The sequence below is a fragment of the Sodaliphilus sp. genome, assembly GCF_045598405.1.
Lineage (GTDB): Bacteria > Bacteroidota > Bacteroidia > Bacteroidales > Muribaculaceae > Sodaliphilus > Sodaliphilus limicaballi.
Genome location: NZ_JAZLLZ010000072.1, coordinates 1 through 17,914, shown reverse-complemented (window position 1 = coordinate 17,914; position 17,914 = coordinate 1). Strand labels below are relative to the sequence as shown.

General features: G+C 50.5%; 13 protein-coding genes and 1 tRNA gene. 9 read left to right on the top strand and 5 right to left on the bottom strand.

Annotated features, from left to right (window positions below; genetic code table 11):
* Positions 1-219 precede the first annotated feature (219 nt).
* The 3 genes from ACKI3C_RS06080 to ACKI3C_RS06070 all read right to left on the bottom strand — a co-directional run bounded on the left by ACKI3C_RS06080 (position 220) and on the right by ACKI3C_RS06070 (position 4,446).
* Positions 220-1,644, bottom strand: a complete 1,425-nt coding sequence (locus tag ACKI3C_RS06080; protein ID WP_407403083.1) for an AAA family ATPase — start codon at positions 1,642-1,644, stop codon at positions 220-222.
* Between the two features lie 505 nt (positions 1,645-2,149).
* Positions 2,150-3,580, bottom strand: a complete 1,431-nt coding sequence (gene mnmE, locus ACKI3C_RS06075) for a tRNA uridine-5-carboxymethylaminomethyl(34) synthesis GTPase MnmE (protein WP_407403087.1) — start codon at positions 3,578-3,580, stop codon at positions 2,150-2,152.
* A 14-nt stretch (positions 3,581-3,594) separates the two neighbouring features.
* Positions 3,595-4,446 carry a DNA/RNA non-specific endonuclease gene (locus tag ACKI3C_RS06070; protein WP_407403081.1) on the bottom strand — a complete coding sequence of 284 codons (852 nt, stop codon included), beginning with the start codon at positions 4,444-4,446 and terminating at the stop codon, positions 3,595-3,597.
* Positions 4,447-4,626: 180 nt separating this feature from the next.
* On the opposite strand from ACKI3C_RS06070, the gene ACKI3C_RS06065 reads away from it, so the two are divergent.
* The 7 genes from ACKI3C_RS06065 to ACKI3C_RS06035 all read left to right on the top strand — a co-directional run bounded on the left by ACKI3C_RS06065 (position 4,627) and on the right by ACKI3C_RS06035 (position 11,879).
* Positions 4,627-5,409, top strand: coding sequence for a hypothetical protein (locus tag ACKI3C_RS06065; RefSeq protein ID WP_407403079.1), 783 nt, complete (start codon positions 4,627-4,629; stop codon positions 5,407-5,409).
* Between the two features lie 49 nt (positions 5,410-5,458).
* A complete protein-coding gene (locus ACKI3C_RS06060; RefSeq protein WP_407403077.1) occupies positions 5,459-8,104 on the top strand; it encodes a family 10 glycosylhydrolase in 2,646 nt (881 codons plus the stop codon).
* A 73-nt stretch (positions 8,105-8,177) separates the two neighbouring features.
* On the top strand, positions 8,178-9,029 hold the full coding sequence (locus tag ACKI3C_RS06055) for a hypothetical protein (RefSeq protein WP_407403075.1): 852 nt from the start codon (positions 8,178-8,180) through the stop codon (positions 9,027-9,029).
* Positions 9,030-9,081: 52 nt separating this feature from the next.
* Positions 9,082-10,167 (top strand): DUF2027 domain-containing protein, encoded by a 1,086-nt coding sequence (locus ACKI3C_RS06050; RefSeq protein ID WP_407403073.1) that lies wholly within the window; start codon positions 9,082-9,084, stop codon positions 10,165-10,167.
* Positions 10,168-10,175: 8 nt separating this feature from the next.
* A complete protein-coding gene (locus ACKI3C_RS06045) occupies positions 10,176-10,946 on the top strand; it encodes an EFR1 family ferrodoxin (RefSeq protein ID WP_407403071.1) in 771 nt (256 codons plus the stop codon).
* Between the two features lie 41 nt (positions 10,947-10,987).
* Positions 10,988-11,752, top strand: coding sequence for a monofunctional biosynthetic peptidoglycan transglycosylase (mtgA, locus tag ACKI3C_RS06040; RefSeq protein WP_407403069.1), 765 nt, complete (start codon positions 10,988-10,990; stop codon positions 11,750-11,752).
* 54 nt (positions 11,753-11,806) lie between these two features.
* Positions 11,807-11,879: transfer RNA gene (locus ACKI3C_RS06035), tRNA-Ala, on the top strand.
* Between the two features lie 606 nt (positions 11,880-12,485).
* On the opposite strand, the gene ACKI3C_RS06030 is transcribed toward ACKI3C_RS06035, so the two are convergent.
* Both ACKI3C_RS06030 and ACKI3C_RS06025 read right to left on the bottom strand, forming a co-directional pair.
* Positions 12,486-13,832, bottom strand: a complete 1,347-nt coding sequence (locus tag ACKI3C_RS06030; protein WP_407403085.1) for an ATP-dependent RecD-like DNA helicase — start codon at positions 13,830-13,832, stop codon at positions 12,486-12,488.
* Between the two features lie 103 nt (positions 13,833-13,935).
* Positions 13,936-14,637: a hypothetical protein gene (locus ACKI3C_RS06025; RefSeq protein WP_407403067.1), complete on the bottom strand. Its 702-nt coding sequence runs from the start codon at positions 14,635-14,637 to the stop codon at positions 13,936-13,938.
* Between the two features lie 581 nt (positions 14,638-15,218).
* Between ACKI3C_RS06025 and ACKI3C_RS06020 the strand changes: the two genes are divergently transcribed.
* Both ACKI3C_RS06020 and ACKI3C_RS06015 read left to right on the top strand, forming a co-directional pair.
* A complete protein-coding gene (locus ACKI3C_RS06020; protein WP_407403065.1) occupies positions 15,219-15,959 on the top strand; it encodes a PaeR7I family type II restriction endonuclease in 741 nt (246 codons plus the stop codon).
* Positions 15,943-17,550: an Eco57I restriction-modification methylase domain-containing protein gene (locus ACKI3C_RS06015; RefSeq protein ID WP_407403063.1), complete on the top strand. Its 1,608-nt coding sequence runs from the start codon at positions 15,943-15,945 to the stop codon at positions 17,548-17,550. The genes ACKI3C_RS06020 and ACKI3C_RS06015 overlap by 17 nt, the downstream gene beginning before the upstream one ends.
* Positions 17,551-17,914 lie beyond the last annotated feature (364 nt).

Sequence of the window (17,914 nt, the reverse complement as noted above, 5' to 3'; positions counted from 1 at the left end):
TCCGATTAGCGTCCTGCTGGACGCAGTGCGTGTTGCATTTCTTCCCCCACCGCCACTTCGTTCGGCGGTGGGGGTTATTTAGGTATTGTCCTGCCGGACAATAAATTAGCAATATTTATTATCAAATGCTAAAGTTGAGTAGTGTAGAACTCGGTGATAGGCTTGCGTTCGGGCTCTGATAAATTCTGACATGTTGATTTAGTTTAATCGTTATACATTTTATGATAGCAGATCATCTAATGATAGCTTACCTTGAATCGAAGAAGTGTACATGTTCTGTTTTATTCCCGAAGAGGCAATCATTGTAAGGCGAAGAGTTTTCTTTGTTCCTGTTACTTCTCGAAATAAATCCCTACGTTCACGCAGCCATTCTACATAGTCTTTCTTTAACTCATACTCGTGGTCAGAATATTTCATCTCGCATAAATCGATAGCTTTATCTCCACGATCTATTATCAAGTCAATCTGAGCACTTTGTTCAGTGCCACTGTAAGTCCAGGAGCATACATCGCTGGCAATGCCGGATATTCCAAGCGCTGTCCTTATTTGATTGATGTGAAGAATGCATACCTGTTCGAAAGCATATCCTGCCCATGCATTACGCTTACCTTCTTCCATATTACTCCAGGCGTGTTCATTCATGCCATGATAGTTTTTGACAAATCGTAGGTAGAAGAGCGTGTACATGTCTGAGAGTTGATACAACATATCCCTCTCTTTCTTTCCGAATGCCTGATAACGGCGAAGGAAGTCGCATTTTACTAGATTGTCTAAGGCTTCCGTAATCTTACCACTATCTTTTACCTTTAGATGATCAATAAGTTCTGACCTTGTCATTCCCTTCAGTTTTGTTGCTAGTACTTCAACGACACGCCTATACAAATTTGCTTCATTGAACAGAGAATTAAAGAGGAAATTGTACTCAGTTTTCAGTACAGCATCCTGACTAAAGAAGAGATCGTCGATGTTTTGCCATAATGTAAGCTCCGGTCGAAGAAGTGATAGATAAAATGGTGTACCACCGAGTATCATGTATGTGTCAAGAACATCTTTGCGCTCCCATTCAATATTGATACTCTTTAGGTATTCCTCTGTTTCTTTCAGTGTAAAAGGTGCAAGGCGGATTGGTCGGGTGACACGGTTGTGTAAACCTCCCTTATCGCCAAGCAGTTTGTTTGTCATCCATGTCGTTGCACTGCCACATACAACTAATTTTAAGCCACGACGTTCTGCAGCCCACCCATTCCAAAACAATTCAAGTGCACGTATGAAACCAGATTTCGGGGTGTCAAGCCATGGAAGTTCATCTATGAATATTACTATTTTCTCCTTTTCGCAAACAGTATCAATGTATTCACGCAATTGACTGAAAGCCTCAAACCAATCTTTGGGCTTTGTCCTTTTTACTCCGCTATATTTAGCAAGTTGTTCTTGCCAAAGTTTCAGTTGCTCGGATCGTGAAATCTTATATACACCTGTTGCATAGAAATCGAAAGACTCTGAAAAGAATTGTTTTACAAGGAAAGTTTTTCCAATACGTCTTCGTCCATAAACAGCTATAAATTCTGCTTTATCAGATTCGATGCATTTTGAAAGTATGTCTTGTTCATGCTTTCTGCCGATGATTGTACTTTTGTAAGCCATATTACCTTTATTCTGATTTTGGTTGCAAAGTTAATAAAACAAATCGAAAAACAAGCGATAGTAGGGCGGTAAACCCTCAAAAAAATGCGTTAGCGTCCTGTTATAGGTGGTTTTTGTGCGTTTTGTTTCTTGTTTTCGTGTCATATATAAAACAGTTATAGGGAAATTACAAAAGAGATTGAATCAACCATCTGAATGTTGAAACAATCTCTTTTGTAGTCAAAAGTTATTATTTGTCCCTTGCCTTCGGCTGTAGCCTTCCCACTGTTAGGGCGGCTTGGGGACTTGCACCCGTTAGAATACGTTCGTGCTGGGCGAACAAAAAGTTACACTTTCTTACGTGGAAAGTGTAATTTATGGAGTTAGATTTACCAGAAGAACTATTGATGTGGAATTATACAATATTGATTATCAAGCAAATAATAGCAACGCAATCATACAATTATTGACTGTTAAAAACACTTAACAGAAATATGTAACCTATTGACATGTAGATAGTTATAAGCTATTTACCGATGCAAAAGTGGCTAAAGATCTCACCGAGGACGTCTTGGGTTGTGATTTCGCCGGTGATTTCGCCTAGGTAGTGGAGGGTTTCTCGTATGTCCTGGCTCACGAGGTCGCCGCTGATGCCCATGTGGAGGGCGTCGATAGCACGTGCGAGGGCTTCTTTTGCTCTCACTAGGGCCTCGTAGTGGCGGGCGTTGGTCACGATGACTGCGTCCTCGCCCACGGCGGGCAGTGCTGCCGCGTCGAGGATGAGCTGCTGCAAGCGTTCCACGTCGCCCTCTTGCAGGGCCGAGATGGCGATGACGCGTGTGCCCTGGGGAAGGAGGTGCTGCAACTTAACGGCACAACCGAGTTGTGCCGCACACTGACCAGAATCCTGGGATGAGGGGAGGGATTGTGCCGTGGGAAGCAGGTCGGCCTTGTTGATGACTGCGATGAGTTGCTTGCCCTCGCAGCGGGGCAGTATCTTGCTGGCAAGGTCGGCTATCTCGCTCTCGCCTGCGGTGGCGTCGATGACCCACAGCACGATGCGTGCACGCTCGAGTGATGTCCACGAGCGCTCGATGCCCATGCTCTCGACGGTGTCGTCGGTATCACGCAGTCCGGCAGTGTCGATGAAGCGGAACATGGTGCCACCCACGGTGATAGTGTCCTCGATGACGTCGCGCGTGGTGCCTTGTATGTCGCTCACCAGGGCACGGTCGTCGTGCAGCAGGGCGTTGAGGAGGGTTGATTTTCCGGCATTGGTCTGCCCCACGATAGCCACGGGGAGGCCGTTCTTTATCACATTTCCAGCCTGATAGGAGTCGGCAAGCCGTGAGATGACGGCATGGATCTCGCCAGCCAGGGCTATGACACAGCTGCGGTCGGCAAAGGTGACGTCTTCCTCGCTGAAATCGAGTTCGAGTTCCATGAGCGAGACGAAGTGGATGAGGCGGTCGCGCAGGTCACTCAACTCGCGGCTGAACTTGCCACGCATCTGGTTCATTGCCACGCGGTGGGCTGCTTGCGACTGCGACGCGATGACATCGGCCACGGCTTCGGCCTGCGACAGGTCGAGCCGTCCGTTGGCAAACGCGCGTCGTGTGAACTCGCCTCCGGCAGCAGCACGGCAACCGGCATCGATGAGCGTGGACACGAGTTGCTGCTGTATCCACGTCGAGCCGTGGCATGCTATCTCAATCACGTCCTCGCCGGTAAACGAGCGCGGGTTGCGGTACAGGGTGAGCACCACCTCGTCGAGCAGGTTGCCCTGCGAGTCGATGATGTGTCCCAGGTGCACGGTGTGGCTATCGCACTGGTCAAGGGGCTTGCCTTGCCAGCGGGTTGACACGATGTCAATGGCACGGTCGCCGCTCACTCGCACCACGGCGATGCCTCCCATGCCTTGCGGGGTTGATATTGCACAGATTGTGTCTTGGTTCAGCGGATCGGTAAAGTTCATCGTCTTGGGGTGTATTCAGGCCATTGCTTAATGTTTTGCTTGCTCTCTATTGTCTGCTCCACGTCGTCGGGCAGGGCAGCCAGGAAATCGATGCCGGTGAGTCGTTCCACCTCGTCGATTGTGGTGGCATAGTTGGTCCATGAGCGTTCCATTTTGCGGTTGCTCATCACGAAGGCGATGGCCTTGTTGCTGGCGGGGGCATATACCACCTTGAAGAACTGCCCAGGCACGGCTATATCATGGTTCTTGCCGGTCATCTTGGGGTTGTCGTCCACGATGGGGCCAGTGAAAATCACCAGTCGCTCGTTCTCGGCGCCCCAGTTGTGTATAGCTTCCTCCATGTGCCGCCACTCACCGTCGTTGAGGTCATGGCGCTGCGGGCACATGTTGGTCATGTAGAAGCACTGCTTCATCGCCTTCTTGTCCCATCGCATGTCCATGGCAGGAGCCATGTGTCCGCGGTCGTAGCCAGAGTTCTTGTATTCCCACCAGTCGGGGCAGCCATCGACATCGTTGTCGCAGTTGAAGTCATAGTCGTCGCGTTTCTCGGCGTCGGGCGAGTTGGCCATAGCCACCTGTGTGTTGGTCAGCTCATAGGCCACGCAGTTGGGGATGCGCAGCGATGCGTTGAAATAGACCGTCATGTAGTCATATTCCACCTTTTGGTTGTCAACGTCACCGGGCAGAGTGATGTCGAGCAGCGACGCATCGCCCGTGGATTGGTATGCCCCGGTGCCGTCTTGGCGGGCAATGGCCTCGTCGTGAGCCTGTGTTGAGCTTGCAGTCGTGCTATCCACGCAACCAGCCAGCGCCATCGACGCAACCGCAAGATACAGATATTTCTTCATTTTTCTATTCAATTTTCGATTTACAGCACAAAGTTAACCAATTACTGCCACATATTTGCCCCTCTTCACACATAAAAATGCGTTAAATCGCAAAAAAATGCCTGTCGTGCCACTCTTTATCAATTATATTGTGTAACTTTGAAGTCAGTTTCAATTAATCATGCGTAAAGTTCACAAGTTATGGCAGTAAAAAACCTGAATGGATCATCGGTAAGTTTCAAGCAAGACGAGCTCATCAGTTTCGTTGAATCAACTCACACCTACACAGTAACCGGCCTGGGCGCCCTCACGCCTGTGAGCACAGTGATAGGCAAATTCTTTGAGCCATTCAACGCCGAGTACTGGAGCCTGCGCAAGTGCTGGGGCAACGAGGTCGAGGCCGAGAAGATGCGCGAGCAGTGGGAAGCCAACGGCGCCCAAGCAAGCCAAGCAGGCACATTCATGCACGCAACCATTGAGAACTACCTCAACGGCATAGAACCGGCAGAGCTCACCTGCAACGTGACCTACCACGGCAAGCACGTGAGCATGGACAAGGTTGTCAATATTTCACGCGAGTGGTCTTTCTTCAAGAAGTTTGACCAGGAAACGCGCTACACCCCGTTCCGCACCGAGTGGCGCATCTATGACCCCGAAAAGCTTGTAGCCGGCACCATCGACCTGCTGTGCTCGTGCGACGACGGCACCTACGAGATCTACGACTGGAAGCGCAGCAACAAGATCAACCCCGGCGAGGAAAACCGCTGGTCGAGCGGCATCAACGGGCTGGAACATCTCACCGACACCGCCTACACGCACTACTGCCTGCAACAAAACCTCTACCGCCACATCGTGGAAAAGAACTACGGCTTGAAAATCAGCCGCATGAACCTCGTGGTGCTGCACCCCGACTGCGGTGGCTACAAGATTATCCCCATCCCTCGCATGCAGCGCGAGGTGGACATCATCATGAACTCGCTTTGAAGCTTATTACAAATAAATGGGACAAACCATTAAAAAACCTATTATAAAGATGAAAAAAATTAACCTTTCTTTCGTTACTGTGCTTATCGTGCTTGCAATAAGCAACTTAGCAGCACAGGCAGCGCAATTCATGACTCCCAAGAGCGAGTTCCGCTCGGCTTGGGTCGCAACTGTGTGGTGTCTTGACTGGCCCGCCGAGGCTTCGCGCGGCACTGGCGAACTGAACGCCACCAAGATGAAACAACAACTTAACGTGCTGCTCGACTCGCTGCAACGCAACAATTTCAACGCAGTGAACCTGCAAGTGCGCTCCATGTGCGACGCATTCTACAAGTCGAGCTACGAACCCTGGTCAAGCTACATCAGCGGCGTGCGCGGTGCAGCTCCGGCGTTTGACCCTCTGGAATATGCAGTCGAGGAGTGCCACAAGCGCGGTCTGGAGTGTCACGCATGGGTAAACCCCTATCGTTTCTCAACCGGCAGCGACTGGAACACTGCCCAGGACCAGGAGCTCAAGAATAACGGCTGGCTGCTCACCGATGGTTCGACAACAATCCTCGACCCGGGCCAGCAGCGCACTATCGACCGCATTGTGGCCGTATGCAAGGAAATCATCTCTAACTATGACGTGGACGGTCTGCTCTATGACGACTACTTCTACCCCAACGGCATCCCCAGCAACAGCACTGCCGGCGACTACAAGGAGTGGCAGCAGAGCGGCACATCGATGTCGATAGGCGACTGGCGCCGCGACAACGTGAACCGCATGGTCAAGGCCGTGTATGACATGATTCAGGAAACCCGCCCCGAGGTGCGCTTCGGCATCTCGCCCGCTGGCGTTGCGGCATCGTCGTCGAGCGTGGCATCTAAATATGGCGTTGAGCCTTGCCCCAAGGGCAGCGACTGGCAGTATAACGGCATCTTCAGCGATCCTCTGGCATGGATGAGCAGCGGCACTGTGGACTACATGTCGCCCCAGGTTTACTGGACCACCGTGAGCTCAAGCAACCCCTTCGAGCCCATCACCAAGTGGTGGAACAAGATGGCGAAGACCTTCAACCGCCACATGTATGTGTCGCACTCTATTTCTAGCCTCAGCAAGAGCAGCAAGGGCACGGCTAACCCCCAGCCTTTCAGCTCCTACAATCAGGAATATCTCTACGACGAGTTTGCCAATGAGGTGGAAATCACCCGCAACACCAACCTTGACGGTGCTGCCGGCTCAATATTCTACTCTTGCAAGTACCTCTATGCAATGGGCGCTCCCGAAGCTCTTGCCAACTTCCTCAAACGCACCACCTACAAGCTCCACGCCTTGCCCCCCGCAATGCCTTGGAAGACTGGTAACAACCCTGGCCTCGTGACCGACCTTAAACAGGAAGGCACAACCATCAGCTGGCAAGGACACGAGAACGTGCGCTACACCGTCTATGCATTCCCCAAGACAATGGCTCACGAGAACTTCGACAAGAACGTGGAGTACCTGCTGGGCATGTGTTACGACACACAGTATGCCATCCCTGCAAAGTATCAGGAAAACTACCAGTATGCAGTGTGCGTGCTCGACCGCGTGGGCAATGAGTATGAGCCCGCGTTCCTGGGCAACAGCTACGACCCGCTGCCCGCACCCCAGCTTGTTTCGCCTGCCGGCGACGCACAGGTTTACGCACCCTTCGACTTCACATGGCAACCCGTTGAGGGCGCAACAAGCTACACCGTAGAGGTGGCAAGCGACGAGGCATTCTCTAACATCCTGGGCACAGCCACTGTGACAGAGACAAGCGTTTCTTCGGCTCTGATCAAGAATCTGGAGAGCGGCGAGCTCACTTACTGGCGCGTCCAGGCTAGCGCCGAAGGCTGGGCCAACGGCGTGAGCGAGGCCCGCTCATTTACCCCCATCCTGCTCGAGATCACCGAGCCTTTCAACGGTCAGAAAGCCCTCGAGACCACCCTCACCGTGAAGTGGAACGCTCCCGATGCCACTACACTGGCAACCGTGGCATTTGCTACCAACGAGTCAATGGAAAGCCCCGTTTACACTGCACAGGCAGCCGGCGGCGAGCTCTCCGTTCCTGCTGGCAAGCTCAATGACGGAACCAAGTACTTCGTGCAGGTTTCGCTTCCCTTTGCCGGACAGACACTCGTTTCACCCGTGAGCGAGTTCACCACCCAGGTGAAGGCTCCCACATTTGCTTGTCCCGCCGCTAGCGGAGCACCCGTCTATGGCAGCGACTACATCAGCGTGGTTCCCCAGCCAGAGGCAGTGAGCTACACCGTGGAGATCTCTAACAGCGAGACCTCATGGGGCCGCACACGCTTCATCCAGACAATCACCGACGGCGCTGTTGTCAACACTGTGGCTTCGGCTCTCAAAGTCAACAGCAAGCTCATGACAGACGGCACAACCTACTATGCCCGCGCCAAGGCCACCTATCTCGACAACGACGGCGCTAACCGCAGCACCGACTACTGCGCAATAGTTCCCTTCGTTTACTATGCCGAGAAGCCCGCCTTCAAACCTGGCGACGTGAATGGCGACGGAGATGTTGATGTGAAAGATTCAAACATCATGATCAACATCGTCCTGAACCATGATGACGCCAGCAAGTATGCCGGTCGTGCCGACGTGAACGGCGACGGTGTTGTCGATATATCCGACATCAACTTACTCATCAACATCATCCTGGGCAAGTAAAACAAGACTAAACGCGAGCTAGAATCTCTACGTGGTTATGTAGAGGTTCTAGCTAACTTATAACCACTACTCTATGAAACGTTCACTACTGGCAATAGCCGCTCTGATCACAACGCTTGCGGCAACCGCAGCGACACACACATGCCGATATTTCACCATCGACACTCCCGACGACAGCTGGACGGTGACACCCGACCACGGCCTGGGCGACATGGGTGCCCGCATGATGGTGTCGCGCAACGACGGCACGCAGGGACTCACCCACCTTGCTCGCATCGACTATGTGGACCGTCCGTTCACCCCGGCGAGTTACCTCACCGCACAGGTTGTGAACAAGCGTGACAACTTCACCCACAGCGCCATCAACATAGGCACCGTGGCCGACACCACCTTTGCCGGTTACAATGCCAAGTGTGTGAACTTTGACAAAGACGCTAACGGCAGCATCTATCACTTTGCCGCCATCGCATTCAATGCCGGATGGGGCACTTACTTCATCATCCAGGGCCAGCAGGACGATGCTGCAACCATAGTGGGACGCATCACCTCGTCGATAAAGCCTGTGGTTCCCGTCCAGCCCACCTCGCTCGCCCAGCTAGTTGCGGCCGGCAAGGAATCGCTGGCACGACGCAGGGCCGCGTGGGATGACGGAGGCGAGAAACTCATGGCAGTTTCGCTGCCCGACGATGCCACGGTGCAGCTCGACATCGAAGTGCCATTTGTCACCGCCGAGGCCATCGACCTGGCCACATTTATCCAGACCAAGCGCAAGAACTGGATCAAGCACCGCAAGGAAGTGGCGCTGCGCGACGGCATTATTGACCTAGCAAAGAAAGAAGGACGCAGCATCAAGTATGTCTATCGCGAGACCCGAGGCAAGGAAATAGGCACAATGGTTATACTCCAGGAAGAGATTAGAGATTAGAGATTAGAGATTAAGGATTAATCGAGTTATCGAAACTTCGAAAAAAAATATTATGGTAAAAGTTAACGATATAGTTAGATTTCTCAATGATGTGGGCGGTGGGCGCGTGTCGCGCATCGACGGCAAGACCGTCTATGTCGAGGACGAGGACGGATTTGAGCGCCCCGCTCTTGCTAAGGACGTGGTCATCGTGGGCGAGGCTGCCAGCAAGGCATCGGCCTATGAGCGTCCGCTCGACATCAAGAGCAAACTCGTGCAACCCGACGAACCAGTGAAACGCAAAGAGGTGGCGCCGGCGCCCGAACCCGTGATTGAGACTCCCGAAGGGGAGAAACTCAACATCATCCTCGCTTTTGAACCGCGCGAGATCAAGCACCTCAACACCACCACATTCTACACATCGCTGGTCAACGACAGCAACTACTTCCTGTATTTCACCTACATGACCCGCAGCGACCTCGACACGCAGTGGACGGTGCGCTACCACGGCATTGCCGAGCCCAATTTCATCGTTGAGCTCGACGAGGTGGGACACAAGGACCTGGGCAACATGACCCACGTGGCGGTGCAGTACATTGCCTTCAAGCAAGGCAAGGAGTTCGCGCTCAAGAATCCTGCGCTTGTGAACCGCAAGCTCGACTTCACCAAGTTCTACAAGCTTCACTGCTTCGGCGACAACGATTACTTCGACACGCCGGTGCTCACCATCGACATCACACGCAACGACCTTCCCACGCGTGAGATGCACATCGACAGCGGTGCACTCGAGACAGCCATGAAGCAAAAGAAAACCGACGAGCGCATTAACCGCAAGCCCATCTCGCGTCCCAACGAGAACCACCGCAACGAGACCATCATCCAGGACCTGCACATCGCTGAGCTCATCGACAACCTGGCAGGCATGACCAAGGCCGACATGCTCAACTACCAGATTGACAAATTTCACGAGGTGATGCGTGCCCATCTCAAACACACGGGCCAGCGCATCGTGTTTATCCACGGCAAGGGCGAGGGCGTGTTGCGCCAGGCCATCATGCGTGAGCTCAAGCGCCACTACCCCCACTGCGAGGCACAGGACGCCAGCTTCCAGGAATATGGTTTCGGCGCCACACAAATCACCATCCACCACAAGAAATAACGCAAGATATGATATTCTGGTTTTCAGGCACAGGAAACAGCCAGTGGGTGGCACAGCGGCTTGCCGCGACACTCAACGACACGCTTGTTGACATTGCCCAGGCAACACTGGGTCAGCAACACAAGTTCACGCTCAAACCCGGCGAGAGCATCGGTTTCGTGTTTCCCGTCCACTCGTGGGGACCGCCACCGCTGGTGTGCAAGTTTGCCCAGGCACTCCAACTCGACGCTTACACCTGCAGCACGCATTGCTACATGGTAGCCACCTGCGGTGACGACACTGGCCTAACGATGGAAATACTGCAAAAATCGCTGGGCAGCATCAAGCTCAATGCAGCATTCTCCGTGCAGATGCCCAACACCTATGTGTGCTTGCCAGGATTTGACGTTGACGACTATGCCACCGAGGGGCAGAAACTCATGGCAGCCAAGTCACGCGTCGAGAAAGTGGCAACAAGCATCGCCGAGCGTCGCAACGTCATCGACGTGGTGCGTGGCAGCATGCCGTGGGCCAAGTCGCGCATCATCAGGCCGCTCTTTGTGGCAGGTGGCATGAACGACCGCAATTTCCGCTGCGATGCCAGCACATGCACCCACTGCGGCAAGTGCGCGCAGCAATGCCCCTTGCGCAACATCACTCTCAACGCCCAGGGCACACCGCAATGGCAAGGCAACTGCACCATGTGCCTGCGATGCCTGCACAAATGCCCTGCCAGAGCCATCAATTATGGCACCGCAACGGTCAAGAAAGGACGTTACTATTTCAAAGACAAGAAGTGATGGCACGCTTTTTGCACAAGCGATAATAAAGATTTAATTCTATGAATAAGATACTCAAATGGGTGCGTAACATCATTATATTCTTCTTCGTTTCGACCATAGGCATGGTCGTTGCGTTCAAGTATATTCCCGTTTACTACACCCCGCTCATGTTTATACGCTGCGGCGAGCAGCTCTCCCGCGGCGAGTCTCCGCGCATTCAGCACAAGTGGGTGCCGCTGGAGGAAATGTCGCACAACATGCCGCAGGCCGTCATGGCAAGCGAGGACAACCTGTTCCTGCAACACAACGGTTTTGACATCGACCAGATTCTCATCGCCAGGCGCGAGGCACAGCAAGGCAAGCGCGAGCGAGGAGCCAGCACCATCAGCCAGCAGACGGCAAAGAATGTGTTCCTGTGGCCGGCACACAGCTGGGTGAGAAAAGGACTCGAAGTATATTTCACCGTGCTCATCGAGTGGGTGTGGGGCAAGGAACGCATCATGGAGGTGTATCTCAATAGCATCGAGATGGGCGACGGAATATATGGCGTGGCAGCCGTGAGCAAGGCCAAGTTTGGCACCGACCCGGCAGCGCTCACACCCAAGCAAGCCGCGCTCATCGCCGTGACCCTTCCCAGTCCGCTCACCAGAGACAGCGCTCACCCCACGCCGTGGATGAACAAGCGCAGCAACAAAATCATTGACCTGATGGGCAAGGTGACGCGATTCCCCTATCCCGAGGCCAAGGAGGACAACAGCAGCAAGCAGCAACCTGCCGACTCAAAGAAACATCACAAGAAAAAAAGCAAGAAAAAAAGGAAATAATACTTGCAATTCCAATAATTAGTATTAATTTTGCAAGCACAAACCATAGTGCACGGGGCACTAGCTCATCTGGTAGAGCGCAACACTGGCAGTGTTGAGGTAAGCGGTTCGAGTCCGCTGTGCTCCACAACAAATCCGGCTAGCAATAGTCGGATTTGTTGTTTATGGTGAGGGCTATTCAGGCACCGAAACCGTCTCTCCACCCTTAAAATTTTCTCTCGCAGATTGCGCTGATTGCGCAGATTATATATTTTCAGTTTATTTTCAGTAAATTTCAAGCGCAGCGCCATCTGGGTGATTTTTTGACAGAAGAACAAAAGAACAAAAGAAAATAAGAATATAAAATTGTTCAAATTATTTTAATTTCTTTCAGTAAGAATAAAATCTGCGCAATCTACGTTATCTGCGTGAAAAAAAATTCCCCGAGTTCTGCGAGTTCCCCGAGAGGCAAAAATTAGAATAATTTTCAGTAAATTTCAAGCGCAGCGCCATCTGGGTGATTTTTTGACAGAAGAACAAAAGAACATAAGAACAAAAGAAAATATATTTTTTTTAATTATTTTAATTTCTTTCAGTAAAAACTTCCCCGAGTTCCCCGAGAGGAAAAAATTTCTTCTAATTTCGAATAATTTCTTTCAGTAAGAATAAAATCTGTGCAATCTGCGTTATCTGCGTGAGAAAAAATTCCCCGAGTTCTGCGAGTTCCCCGAGAGGTAAAAAGATATGCGTGAGGTTATCGTGCAGGGTTCTCTGATGGGCGGTAGTTCACTAGGTACACTTGCTTGCGGGCACGGGTGATGGCGGTGTAGAGCCACCGCTTGTAGTCGATGGTGCTGCACACGTCGGGCATGATAGCGCCCATGTCGATAAACACATTGCTCCACTGCCCGCCCTGTGCCTTGTGGCATGTCACCGCATAGGCATACTTCACCTGCAAGGCATTGAAATAAGGGTGTTTCTTCAATTCTTTGAACTTGTTGCGCTTGTCGCCAGGCAACTCGGCCATCACCTCGTTAAACAAGCGGTCGCCCTGCTCCCGGCTCAATGCCGGAGAGTCGTTCATCAGGCAGTCGAGAACGATTTTGGCATCTACCTCAATGCCATCATGGTCGGGGAACTCAAGCGTGACATTTGCAAACTGCAGTCCATAGCGGTGTTCAATCTCGCCCCACACGCGCCTCACGCGCGCCACGTCGCCATTGGCAATGAAATCTATCTGCTCATAGTCCTCGGCCCAGAAATAATTGTTGCGTGCCACGAGCAGCATGTCGCCGCTCACTAGCAGGTCCTCGCGGTAGAGTATCGTGTTGCGTATTCCCTGGTTGAAGAGCATGGCGCGCTTGTTGCTGCGCGTCACCACGATGGTGTCCTCCATACCGTCGCGGTCGTAGCAGTCGCTGATGGTTTCAAGGAGGAATTCGCTCGACAGCGCCTTGATGTCGCTGCAACCGTCGAGGGTGAGCGACGGTGCGTCCACGTCGTCCATCGACTGGCGCACAATAGTGGCATTGCACAGTATGCCCGACTCTTGCGACTGACGGGCTATCTCACGCAATCGCATGTGGAAAACCGTGAGTCCATAGCCTTCAAGGAAACCCAGGTTGAGCGCCGGACTGTCAACCTGTCCCACAGGAGGCAGCTGGGCATCGTCGCCCATGAGCAGCACACGGCAGTTGTGCCCGTTATACACATAGGACAGCAAGTCGTCGAGCAGGCGACCTGTGCCGAATGAGGCTATGCTGTCGCCCGATGTGTTAGCTATCATCGAGGCCTCGTCAACGATAAACAGCGTGTTTGTGTGCTTGTTCTCGGCCAGGTTGAATGCCGAGCTGCCATATCCCGATTGGCGATAGATCTTGCGATGTATCGTGTAGGCCGTGTGGCCCGAGTACTCGCTGAACACGTGTGCGGCACGTCCGGTGGGGGCCAGCAGCACGCACTTGATTCCAGCCACCGACATGGCCTTGACCACGGCACCCGTGAGCGATGTCTTGCCCGTGCCGGCATATCCGCTCAACACCATGAGCGACCGCTCGGGCGAGCAATGCAGGTAGCGCGACAGCGCCACCACAAAGTCCATCTGGTCATTGTTAGGGGTGTAGGGCAAGTGCTTCAGCACCTCGAGTGCAAAGGCCCGTATCCTGTCATCATCGATGTCGGAGAGAGTGTGTATGGGGTGTGAATTATGCATCGTTGTTGCCGGGCATGAAACGCGAGTCGTCCTCCTTGTCTTTCTCTACGGGAGGCAATGCTGGAGGTTGCACGGTGTCGTCTTGCTTGGGCGCTTGTTGGGTCTTCGCCTTTGCAGTTTTGCCCTTCTTAGCTTTAGACTCAATCTTGGTCCACTCGTCGCGCACCTCGTCGCCCAGGGCCTTGATGTGCTTGCGGCTGCCCTCAATTCCCTTGTCGATTGTGTCGTCCACAGCGCGCTCTATCGCCTCATTGAACTTGAAAGGCATGAGCGAGATGATTGCGGTGATGAGCGATGCAGCAGTCACCGAGCAGCTGCTGATGAACCCCACGCCGAGTCCGGCAATGGCAAACCCCTCGCCCAGGTCGTCGGTGGGTGTGACTTCGGGCTGATGGGCAAGAGCGAACTCGTGGAAGTTAGAAGCAGTGTAGAAGAAGAACAGCCATGCCGCGATGAGCACTATCGACACAGCGCTCCACACCTTGCTCTTGAAGCAATTAAGCCTGATGGCAAGAAATCCTGCGATGAATGGCAGCAGGGCAAACAAGATGCCTCGCACGCTGCCGGTGCGTGATATGAGTCCTGCGGTGAACTCAAAGCCATTGAGTCCTCCCTGCAAAGCGATGTCATAGAACGGGAGAAACACATAGCACACAAGAGCCACTGCAAGCAATATATTTGTGATGGGTTTCATATATTTCTAACTACTTTGTGGTGCCTAATATGGCACAATAATATGCGAAGATACTAAAAATACCACAATCAATACCTATATAGACACAATATTTAGTATTTTTTAGTAATGGTAAAATATTAGGGTAACTACACAGCAATGGTATTTTGGATGATATCCCCGCGCAGATCTCACTGATAACACTGATTTAATAATAACTGAAAGAAATTAAAATAATTAGAATAATTGAATATTTTTACAACAACTCGCAAACTCTACACCAACGGAACTCCCCGCGCAGATCTCACTGATCTTTATAATTGAAATTATATTAACAATGAAAGGCTAAAAGCCGACGCAGAACGCAGCGGTAAACACTTTAGTATCAATAGCATTTTGTGCAGTGATATTAGCACCGCTGGTCACATGTTAAGACAAATACCAATAAAAACATTGAGTAAAATTGCTCAATGATAAAAAAGATACCACCAAAAGGGTTGATTTTATCAAATTTTATTTGTATTTTTGCCGTATCATGTTATGTTTTACTTGTTTTCTTTTAGCAACACTAAGACAAGTAAAAACCACGACATGATAAAACCTTGGTAGCTTTTTATCAATCAGAATATTACACAAAACAACAACAAAAAGTGTTGCGGATTTATGGTTTATCTAATATGAACTACACAAAGAGTATTTCTCACGCAATAAAATCCTTCTGGGAAACTAAAAAGAAACAAGGCAATGTTCTTGCTGGCAAACAGCTTGACGCATTCCTTGACCTGCTGACTCGTGTAGCAGTTGACGCTGGTGTACCAAAGGAATGTATCTATCTGAAGAACAATCATATCCCTGGATATTTTAGAGCTACCAAGGATTGGGATTTACTGATTATATCGCCCAAAGGGAACCTTGTTGCTGCCATAGAGTTGAAGTCACAGGTAGGCTCTTACGGCAACAATCTGAATAACCGCACCGAGGAATCTTTAGGCTCGTCAGAGGACTTTTGGACTGCATTCCGCGAAGGTTCCTTCCGTTGTTTGCAATCACCATGGCTTGGCTACATAATGGTTGTGGGTAAGGATGAAAATTCTATGCGCATGGTTAAAGTGAGCGAACCGCACTATGAGGTTCGACCAGAGTTCAAAGGAGCTTCTTATCTAGACCGATACAGAATCCTCTGCGAGCGTCTCGTACTTGAACACAAATATAGTGCTGTAGCCTTAATTGCCACTTCGGGCAAGAATCATTACGAAAGCCTTTGTGACAAAATCTCCATCGAATCTTTCATCAATTCTTTCCGTGGTCATCTTTTAGGATTAGAAAATGAATTCAACATCTAAAACATACGGCACACGAAGCAATGGAGGTCAACACGGAGATGTGTTTACCAAGCCCTGCGTGGTTGACTATATGCTTGATATGGTTGGCTATACAGCCGACAAAGACTTGTCGATGACATCCATTATGGAGCCCTCATGCGGCGAGGGTGAATTCATCATCTCCATCATCGCGCGTTTGGCAGAGTCGGCATCACGTTTTGGTTTTGACATCAACGAAGCATACCACCGCAACGTCAACGCCTCTGATCTTGACGAAACAAAAGTGTTGCGGTGTACAGAACGCATCAAGGAAGCTTTTCCAGAGATAAAGAATCCTGGCATTAAGATAATTGTTGAGGATTATCTGCTTGCAGAACACGCACCTGTTGATATTGTCATTGGCAATCCGCCATACATCCGTTACGAGCAAATTCCCGCAAAAAAACTTGATGTTTACAAGAGTCGATTTGCTACGTTTTATTATCGTACTGACATGTATGTGTTGTTTTTCGAGCACTCGCTAAAACAACTAAATCGAGGCGGTAAGCATTGTTTTATTTGTGCCAATCGATGGATGAAAAATCAATACGGAAAGAACCTCCGTGAATTGGTGGCACGTTATTACAACCTCACTACCATCATTAATATGGAGGGAGCAGATGCTTTCGATGAGGAAGTGCTAGCCTATCCTGCTATTACACTAATTGAAGACAGAAACGGAAATGACAAATTGAAATTTGCAGAAACTAAGCGTGTAGAAGAACTTCGCATGCTCAAATTTTGTAAGTTGGCAGCACCTGAAGATAACGATTGGAGCAGTGTGTTCAATACAGTGGCGCAATCCTCTACATTCAGTTTAATCGAAGAGCAAGGTTTCAAGATAGGTATCGGTGTTGCGACGGGTGCCGACAACATCTTCATATCCAACAACATCAAAGGACAAGTCGAGGACGAGTTGCTAATACCATCACTAAACGCCCGAGACCTACAAGGCGACACTTTGCAATGGGGTGGTAGATATCTTTTGAATCCTTACGATGCTAATGGCCGACTTATTCCTTTGGATGCTTACCCTAAGGCAAAAAAGTATTTAGAATCACATCGCGAACGATTGTCAAGCCGACATAAAGCATCGAAAAATCCTACTGCATGGTATGGCACGATTGATAAGATTTCGCCATCATTGCAATCTCAGCCAAAGATTCTTTTGCCTGACATTTCAAGAAACTCGTATGTGTTTGTTGATGATGGCGAGTACTACCCATTGCACAACATTTACTATATTATAGGAGGAACAAAACAACAGCTCCAACTTCTTGCTGCTCTTTTGATGTCTGATTTTGTACGTACTCAGTTGAATAATGTAACAAACAAGATGAATGGAGGGTATGCTCGTTGGCAATGTCAGCATTTGCGCAAGCTTCATATTCCAACTATTTCTGCTATCAGCAGTTCTCTTGCATCTACACTCCTCAATTGTTACCAATCTGGCAATATAGACGGTATAAATTATTATACGCAAGAAATTATCAAGAACGAAAACGCTAATCCCATAATGAAAAAGAAAACAGTTTCGAGCAGACAACTAACATTAGATTTTGATTTTACATAATTTAAGAGCGTATTCTTCCTTTGTTAACTATTCAGCAATAGAACTCCCCGCGCGGATCTCACTGAACTCACTGATTTTTTCATTGAAAATATATTAACAATTAGAGGCTGAAAGCCGACACGCACAAAGCTTGCTTTGGGCACATAACCCCCACCGAAGGGAGTGACACGACTGCCGGTGGTGGGTGTGAAGTGTAATAAAATCGCGGTTGAAGACCGCTACCTCGAAACGTGCAAGGTTGCGGTCCTCAACCGCAGTTTAGTGTATCGCGTTTACCCTGCCCTGCCTCCGCTTGCGCTCAGTTAGGACAGGGTTATGTGCAGAACTGCGTTCTGCGTGTCGGCTTTCCGCCTCTCTCTGCCTT